Origin of the sequence: Pseudomonas sp. FSL R10-0399 (assembly GCF_009600165.1) — a bacterium.
GTDB lineage: Bacteria > Pseudomonadota > Gammaproteobacteria > Pseudomonadales > Pseudomonadaceae > Aquipseudomonas > Aquipseudomonas helleri.
Genome location: NZ_WIWK01000046.1, coordinates 34,527 through 42,349 on the forward strand (window position 1 = coordinate 34,527; position 7,823 = coordinate 42,349).

8 protein-coding genes are annotated in these 7,823 nt (G+C 59.6%); 1 reads left to right on the plus strand and 7 read right to left on the minus strand.

The features are described 5' to 3' along the window. The first annotated feature begins 199 nt into the window (after nt 1-199). Nucleotides 200-1,846, plus strand: coding sequence for a malate dehydrogenase (quinone) (gene mqo, locus GHO41_RS14860; protein WP_048369925.1), 1,647 nt, complete (start codon nt 200-202; stop codon nt 1,844-1,846). Nucleotides 1,847-1,931: 85 nt separating this feature from the next. Here the strand turns inward: mqo and GHO41_RS14865 are convergent, their stop codons facing one another. The 7 genes from GHO41_RS14865 to GHO41_RS14895 form a co-directional block, all read right to left on the minus strand. After that, nucleotides 1,932-2,783 (minus strand): CAP domain-containing protein, encoded by an 852-nt coding sequence (locus tag GHO41_RS14865; protein ID WP_153433995.1) that lies wholly within the window; start codon nt 2,781-2,783, stop codon nt 1,932-1,934. Nucleotides 2,784-2,818: 35 nt separating this feature from the next. Further along, complete coding sequence (locus GHO41_RS14870; RefSeq protein ID WP_048369934.1) at nt 2,819-3,496, minus strand: GNAT family acetyltransferase; 678 nt, start codon at nt 3,494-3,496, stop codon at nt 2,819-2,821. A gap of 112 nt (nt 3,497-3,608) precedes the next feature. Further along, nucleotides 3,609-4,163 carry a UPF0149 family protein gene (locus GHO41_RS14875; protein WP_048369937.1) on the minus strand — a complete coding sequence of 185 codons (555 nt, stop codon included), beginning with the start codon at nt 4,161-4,163 and terminating at the stop codon, nt 3,609-3,611. A gap of 54 nt (nt 4,164-4,217) precedes the next feature. Continuing rightward, the gene (locus tag GHO41_RS14880; protein ID WP_048369939.1) at nt 4,218-4,562 is read right to left on the minus strand and encodes a hypothetical protein; all 345 of its coding nucleotides are present in this window, start codon (nt 4,560-4,562) and stop codon (nt 4,218-4,220) included. A 124-nt stretch (nt 4,563-4,686) separates the two neighbouring features. After that, entirely contained in the window at nt 4,687-5,088 is a 402-nt protein-coding gene (locus tag GHO41_RS14885) for a hypothetical protein (RefSeq protein ID WP_048370371.1), read from the minus strand. A 40-nt stretch (nt 5,089-5,128) separates the two neighbouring features. Beyond that, the gene (locus tag GHO41_RS14890; protein WP_153433996.1) at nt 5,129-5,764 is read right to left on the minus strand and encodes a TetR/AcrR family transcriptional regulator; all 636 of its coding nucleotides are present in this window, start codon (nt 5,762-5,764) and stop codon (nt 5,129-5,131) included. 5 nt (nt 5,765-5,769) lie between these two features. Then, the coding region (locus GHO41_RS14895) for a membrane-bound PQQ-dependent dehydrogenase, glucose/quinate/shikimate family (RefSeq protein WP_153433997.1) at nt 5,770-7,823 on the minus strand (2,054 nt) is incomplete at its 5' end.

Here is a 7,823-nt window from a genome sequence, read left to right on the forward strand (position 1 = left end):
AGCTGAAGCCAAAAGCAATAAAAGATCAGCGCCCAAGGTACATAAAAGTGAGGTCTATAGTGTGCATAGGCCTTATATATCTACCCGATCCAAGGCCTGATGAGGGGCTCGGTTGCAGGCAAGCCTGTCCTGTAACCCTGTCCAGTTCTGTTCAGCGCGCCGTGCCGGGTAGATGGCGTTTTATCTTAGGTACGACAACATGTTAAAGAAGATGAACAAAGGGCTTTTGGGCCTGGCGCTGACCATGGGCATCACGTCCGTGCACGCTGCCGAGCCAAAGCACGTTGATGTCCTGCTGATTGGCGGCGGCATCATGAGCGCTACCTTGGGTGTCTGGCTCAACGAGCTGGAACCCGGCCTGTCCATGGAGATGATTGAACGTCTCGATGGCGTCGCTCAAGAAAGCTCCAACGGCTGGAACAACGCGGGTACCGGTCACTCGGCTTTGGCTGAACTGAACTACACCCCTGAAGACAAGAACGGCAACGTTGAGATCCCAAAGGCCATTGAAATCAATGAAGCCTTCCAGATCTCGCGTCAGTTCTGGGCCTGGCAGGTCAAGAACGGTGTTCTGAAAAACCCTCGTTCGTTCATCAACTCCACTCCGCACATGAGCTTTGTGTGGGGCGATGACAACATCAAGTTCTTGAAAAAACGCTACGAGGCGCTGCAGGCCAGCCCTCTGTTCGCGGGTATGCAGTACTCCGAAGACGCGGACCAGATCAAGAAGTGGGTACCGCTGATGATGGAAGGGCGTGACCCGAACCAGAAAGTCGCGGCCACGTGGACGCCAATCGGTACTGACGTGAACTTCGGCGAAATCACGCGCCAGTTCGTGTCTTACCTGCAAACCAAGCCTGGTTTCACGCTGAACCTGTCCAGCGAAGTTAAAGACATCAAGCGCAACGAAGATGGTTCGTGGCGTGTGGTGTACAAAAACCTCAAGGACGGCACCACTAGCGAAACTGACGCCAAGTTTGTCTTCATCGGCGCGGGCGGCGGTGCTCTGCACTTGCTGCAGAAGTCCGGTATCCCTGAAGCCAAGGAATACGCTGGCTTCCCGGTAGGCGGTTCGTTCCTGGTAACCGATAACCCGACGGTTGCCGAGCAGCACCTGGCCAAGGCTTACGGTAAGGCTTCGGTTGGCGCTCCGCCGATGTCGGTTCCGCACCTGGACACCCGCGTGCTGGATGGCAAGCGCGTGATCCTGTTTGGCCCGTTCGCGACCTTCTCGACCAAGTTCCTGAAAGAAGGCTCGTACTTCGACCTGCTGACCAGCACCACGGCGCACAACATCTGGCCAATGACCAAAGTTGGTATCGAACAATACCCGCTGGTTGAGTACCTGGCCGGCCAGCTGATGCTGTCGGATGAAGACCGCTTCAACGCGCTGAAAGAGTACTACCCGAACGCCAAGCAAGAAGACTGGCGTCTGTGGCAAGCCGGTCAGCGTGTGCAGATCATCAAACGTGACGAAGAGAAGGGCGGCGTGCTGAAACTGGGCACCGAGATCGTTGCTGCCAAAGACGGCAGCATTGCCGGTCTGCTGGGCGCTTCGCCAGGTGCTTCGACCGCTGCGCCGATCATGCTCAACGTGCTTGAAACTGTGTTCAAGGACAAGGTTGCAACCCCTGAGTGGCAAGCCAAGCTGCACCAGATCGTGCCTAGCTACGGCACCAAGCTGAACGGTTCGCCAGAGCGCGTTGCACAGGAATGGGCGTACACCGCCGATGTGCTGCAACTGACTCCGCCGCCGGCCATCCCGGCAGCCAACGGTACACCAGCAGCACCTGCTGAGCCGGCCAAGCCTGCTCCAAGTAACCCAGCGGCCGACATGGCGCTGTAAAAAAGCAGCCCCGCCCAACGACAGTTAGGCGGGGCTCTTTTTTAGCTTCGCAACCTTCCCCGCAACACTCCTTCCTGCCTAAGCGTTACTGCGTGCCGAACAACGCGGTCCAGTAGATGCCTGCATCACTTTTAGGATCGGTCGCATAGGCGGCGCCCAACTCGCGAAATTGCGGGTTCATGATATTGGCGCAGTGCCCCGGGCTTGCCAGCCAGCCATCGACGACTTTACGTGGCGTGTCCAGACCGGCAGCGATGTTCTCGCCGATTTGCTGGGCAATGTAGCCTGCCAGTTCTGCGCGATCACCCGGCGTGCCGCCGGTGCGGTCTTTGTGGTCAAAGTAATTGTTGTTGGCCATGTCGCGGGTGTGCGTCTGGGCGGCGGTTTCCAGGGTGGCGTTCCAGGCCAAAGGGCCGGTGGGCGCGAAAGCCTGGGTGCCGCATTGGCGCGGTTGGGTGCGGGCGCTGTTGATCAGCTCAAGGACCTTTTGGCCCTCTGCCTGAGCATCGCCCAGGCGTGCAGTCAACAGGGAGCGCGCCAGCACGATGCGCCAATCCTGCCCGGTGTGGCTGACGCCAATGTCGACAAACTGCGGGTCGAGCACCACTTTGCAGAAACTTTCGCGCACGGCTTTCATCGCCGCTTCGGAGTTACGCGGGCCCGAGAGGTTGATGGCTTGCACGTTGACCATCGGGTAGGCGGCTTGCGCGAGCGATTCCTGCAAATCGCCAAAACCGTTGGCGGGCAGTACCAGACGAATATCAGAGGTCAGCGGGGGCAGTTCTTGCGACGCTTGGGCGCCGCACGGTTGCGCCTGGCTGCGATACAGGTTGATGGAGTCAACCAGTTGCGATTCTTCGCTGGCCAATGCGCTGGCGCTGAAGATCAGGCCCAGGCTGAACCCGGCAAGGCGGGTGAGGGTGAAGTGACGGCGCATAACGTTGCCTCGGATCGGAATGCGCCCATCATGCGTTATTTCAGGCTGGCCACGAAAGCCTTGGCTTTGGCGGTGAGCTGGTCGATCTGGCGGTCGCGTTTTTTTTCGGCGTCCATCATGGCTTTTTTGCCGTTGCGATTGAGCAGGTAGGTGTGGATCTGCCGCACCTCGGTAGACTGATACACCGCTGCCACGTCCAGCACGCCCATGAGCCCGTCCGAGCTGTAATCGCGGGTGTTCATCAGTACTTGCGGGCCGCGGGTGCCGATGACCTTGAAACCCATGCCTTGCAGGGCGGCGACTTTGCTCACGCTGCAACTCAGTTCGGTGTGCGGGTAGCGGCGGGTGACTTCCTCCAGCATGGCCTGCATCACGCCCAGGTGGCGATGGCTGGCCAGTTCGGCCATATAGGCCACACCGCAGGCCTGCGGGTCGTCTTTGTACGGCAAGTACAGGACGAAACCGGTGACCTTCTCCGGGTCTTGCTCATCGGTGGCGACAATCAGTTCTACCGCAATGCCTTTTGAACCGTCGAGGGCTTGCAGGTACAGGTGCACTTCAAAGCCGATGGCGTACTGATAGATGCTGTAGAGCAGGTTGCTCGGCGCGATTTCCATGGCGCTGATGTCGCTGAGATGGTCAACGACCAGTTGCATGATCTGCGCGTTGATCGGCTCGCTGATCGGTGTGTCGAAGTGGGTGAGGGTGGTCATAAGCGTGGCCTGCGAGGCGAGTAAACTGCTGTTGCAGGAGCGAGCTTGCCTCGCGATCTTTATAAAAGATCAAAAGATCGCGAGGCAAGCTCGCTCCTACAAAGGGGGTGGTTTAGCGCTGGCTTAGCCAGTAGTCATGCAAGGCGCGGGCGGCCGGGGCTACGAGGGCCACTTTTTGCTGGTAGGCGGGTACGTCGAAGTCTTCTGGCAGTTCAAAGGTTTCTTGCTCAGCCAGTTCAAAAATCGTTTCCAACAGGCCGGCCTGGATCTGGGGCATGTCGGGCCATTGCGCCAGGGCCACGCCGCGGCTGTAGCCGAAGCACCATTCTTCAGCCAGGGTCACGGTTTGGCCCTGGTGTTCGGATTCTTCAAAGCGCGGCGCAAAGGCTTTGCTGTCTTCTGCCAGTTGGCGGGCCAGGGTGTTGAAGTGGCGTACGCTCAGCTCGATGAAGTGTTTGGCTTCTTCGGGGTCTTCCCAAGCCGGGTTTTGGCCGCCCCAGATTGCGGGGAACCAGTCGGCGATGTCTACCTGCGTGGGGCTTGAAACCAGTGCTGTAAAGAAGCCATCCAGCTCGCTGGTGTTGAGGACGGAGTGATCGTCGCCGTATTTGAGCAGGGTGTCTTCGAGTACGTCGAAGTCGGCGGCATTCAGAGGCTGGCTGTGCATGGCAGGTTCCTTGGCATGTAGTCCTGGGTCAACGTTACGTCAGGCGTGTCAGCGTCAGTCAACCCGAACAATCGAATCAACCACAAAGTATTTAAAGCCGGCTTTGGCCAGGGCTTTTTTAGCTTCTTGTTCGGCGTCAAACTGGCTCAGCAGTTTGGAGTCGTGAATGAACACGGTTTCTTCGCCGTCATAGACTTTGCTGACGTGCAGGGTAACCCGCAACATCGGCCCTCGACGCTTGACCGGTGCACGCGGTGCGGGCTTGGGGGTGAGGGTTGCAGCGGGTTTGGGTGTGGCGGGAGTTGCAGGTGGCGCGGGTGGCGTAACTGGCTTTGTCGCTACGGGCAGATCAAGGCCGAGCGCTATACGCATTTCGTCCTCGGTGAATCCGGTGCTCATGGTGTGGCTCTATCGTTATTCAAAAACGCGCTTATAAGTGATTGAGTAGGCATAAGCAAGGAAAACCAGCGCCTTGGCTTGATAATTGCCGGATATGTCGCAAAGTTTACTTTTACCAGGAGGTTCAGGTGTCGCGCAGCAAGTCGTGACTGTCGAGCAGCTTGTAGGCAATCTCCGGGCGTTTTTCCAACGCTCGACGAATGGCCGCCGGGATCGACTGGCGCGTTTTGCGACACAAACCTGGCTGGTCGGCGACACGGATTTCGATCCCGCGCATGGTCCGTACCTCATTGAAGCCGGGTTCAACCTGCACCCTTATGCCTAATTGTTCATACATGCGTCGTTGCATGCGCTGCAGATCGTCCAGGCTCTGGATGTTCTCCAGGTGCTCAAGCATGACTTTTTCGGCCTGGCGGGTGAGGCCCAGAATGCGCAGGTCGGGGGCTGGTTGCGCCAACAGGTGGTCGCGCTCGCAATTACAAGCGCCGGGAGGGCAGGGTTGGCGGACCACAGTGGATGAGCTCATGGGCATGAGCATAGCCATATCGGCCCGCAGTTGTCGCGTGTCAGGGTGCTTTGAGGCGCCGGACCACCAGGGCGATCAGTTCATTGATCATCGGTGCGAAAGCTTTGGCGGTGCAGGTTTGTCCCAGCATCACGGTGCGCGTGGTGAGGTGTGAAAACAGCGCATCGAACAGTATGGGCGGCAACTCAGAGAACGAACTGTTGGCCGCGATGAGGCCGCGATGGCGTTGTTCTTCGAGCAGGTTGAAGATCAGTTGGTGCCAGACTTTGGGGCCGCGTTCGTACCAGGTTTGCCCCACTTGCGGCACGTGCGCCGAGCCGTTGACCACCAGCCGGTAGAAGTCGACATGGCGCGGGCTGGTGACCACCGCCACGAGTTCTTCAAGAATCAGCTCAAGGCCGCGGGTCAGTTCGACACCCGAAGTATCAAGTTGCTTGAGGTTGATGATGAAGTCTTCGCAGAGGTATTCGACCACTGCCACCAGCAAGTCGGCCTTGCTGCCGAAGTACCGGTAAATCGTGGCTTTGGAGCCGCCTGCTGCGGCTACGATGGCGTCCATGCTGAGGCCATCGTAGCCCTGCTGTAAAAACAGTTCACTGGCTGTGATCAGCAAGTTGCGCCGCTTCTCCTCGCTCCGGGTTGCGGTTAAAGGGCTGGAGCGGTGCAACTGTGGCATGGGAACTACTCTTTTTCAGGGAGCGCGTACGCTATCACGTAATCCCCGCGATCTGGAGACTGACGTGCGCCGCCAGCGACGATGACCACATACTGGCGCCCGGTTTTAGGCGACAGGTAGGTCATGGGCGTGGCTTGCCCGCCGACCGGCAGGCGGCCTTTCCAGACTTCTTTGCCGGTGGCCATGTCCATGGCCCGCAGGTAGTAGTCTTGCGTGCCCGCGTAGAACACCAGGCCGGAAGCAGTGGTCGCACCGCCGCCCAGGGTCGGCATGCCCAGCGGGATCGGCAGGTTGGCACGTACACCGTTGATCACGGCGTCTTCAACCGTACCGGCAGGGCGCTCCCAGACTTTCTTGCGGGTGTTCAGGTCCACGGCAGCAAACACGCCCCAAGGCGGGCTCTGGCACGGAATGCCCAGCGGCGAGTTGAAGCCTTTGTGGTCGATCACGAACGGCGTCCCTTCCATCGGGTAGGTGCTGCCGACGCCGTGGCCGGATTTGAGGTGCGACAGGTCGACGTTTTCACGCGGCACCAGCTTGACCACCTGCGGGATGCGGATGTCGTTGACGAACAGGTAGCCGGTTTTTTCGTCGATCGCGCCGCCACCCCAGTTGAAGCCACCGTAGTAGCCCGGATAAATCAGGGTGTCCTGGGTGCTTGGGGCGGTGAACTCACCGTTGTAGTTGAGCTTTTTGAAATTGATGCGGCACATCAGCTGATCAAAGAACGTGGCGCCCCACATGTCTTTTTCTGTCAGCGGATCGGCACCGAACGTCGGCATGCCCACCGAGTACGGTTGGGTTTTGGCCACCCAGTCACCGGCAGCGACGTCCTGAGGCACTGGCTTCTCGACCACGTCGGCAATCGGCTGGCCGGTACGACGGTCGAGCATGAAGATCTGCCCGCGCTTGGTCAGCTGGATCAGCGCCGGAATGGTGCCGCCTTTGCCGTCCGGCACGTCATACAGCGACGGTTGCGCAGCAATATCGTAGTCCCACAGGTCGTGATGCACGGTCTGGAAGGTCCAGCGCTCGCGGCCTGTCGCCATGTCCAGGGCAACCACGGCGGAGGAGTACTTCTCGGTCAGCTCCGGGCGGGTACCGCCCCAGAAGTCCGGCTGCTGGTTGCCCAGTGGCAGGTACACCAGGCCCAGTTCGTCGTCGAACGCAGGTGTGGACCACATGTTCGGCGTACTGCGGGTGTAGGTTTCACCTTCAGGTGGCAACTTGGTGATGTCCGGGTTGCCCAGGTCCCAGGCCCAGACCAGCTCGCCGGTGTCGGCGCTGAACGCGCGGATTACGCCAGAGGGTTCGTCCAGCGAGCGGCCATCAAAGACCCAGCCGCCAAGGATGATCAAGTTGCGCGAAATGGTCGGTGCCGAGGTGTAGGCGTAGTAGGGCACGTTTTCCATGACCCGGCCCAGGCCCGTGGTCAGGTCGACTGAACCGTGGTCGCCGAAATCTTCGCAGGGCTTGCCGGTTTCTGCGTCGATGGAGATCAGGCGCGCATCCATGGTCACTTGCACGATGCGCTTGGCGCAGCTGTTGCCCTGGGCCGGTTTGGCGGGTTTCAGATCAGCGAACACCAAAGGGTGTTCGACCTTGGCCGGCTCGTAGTAGCTCACGCCACGGCAGCGGTTCCAGGTTTTGGTGTTTTGCGCTTTTGGATCGAAGGTCCAGCGTTGCTCGCCGGTGTCGGCGTCCAGGGCAATCACTTTGCTGGTCGGGGTGCAGGTGTACAGGGTGTCACCGACCTGGATCGGGGTGTTCTGATACTCCGACGCGCCCTCGGCGATTTCGCCGGTGCGGTAGGTCCAGGCCACTTGCAGTTTGTCGACGTTGTCTTTGTTGATTTGCGTCTGCGCCGAGAAGCGCGTGCCGGCTGGGTTGCTGCCGTAATGGCTCCAGTCGGTGGCTTTATCGGTGCCTTTTGCTTGCGGCTGGACGGCCAGAGACGGCTCGCCTTCAATCACTCCGTGGGGGATGAACAGGGCGTAGAAGCCGACGGCCAGCACGCCGGCAAACCCGGCTGCGCCGCCGTAGCTGGCTGCGCGGTGAC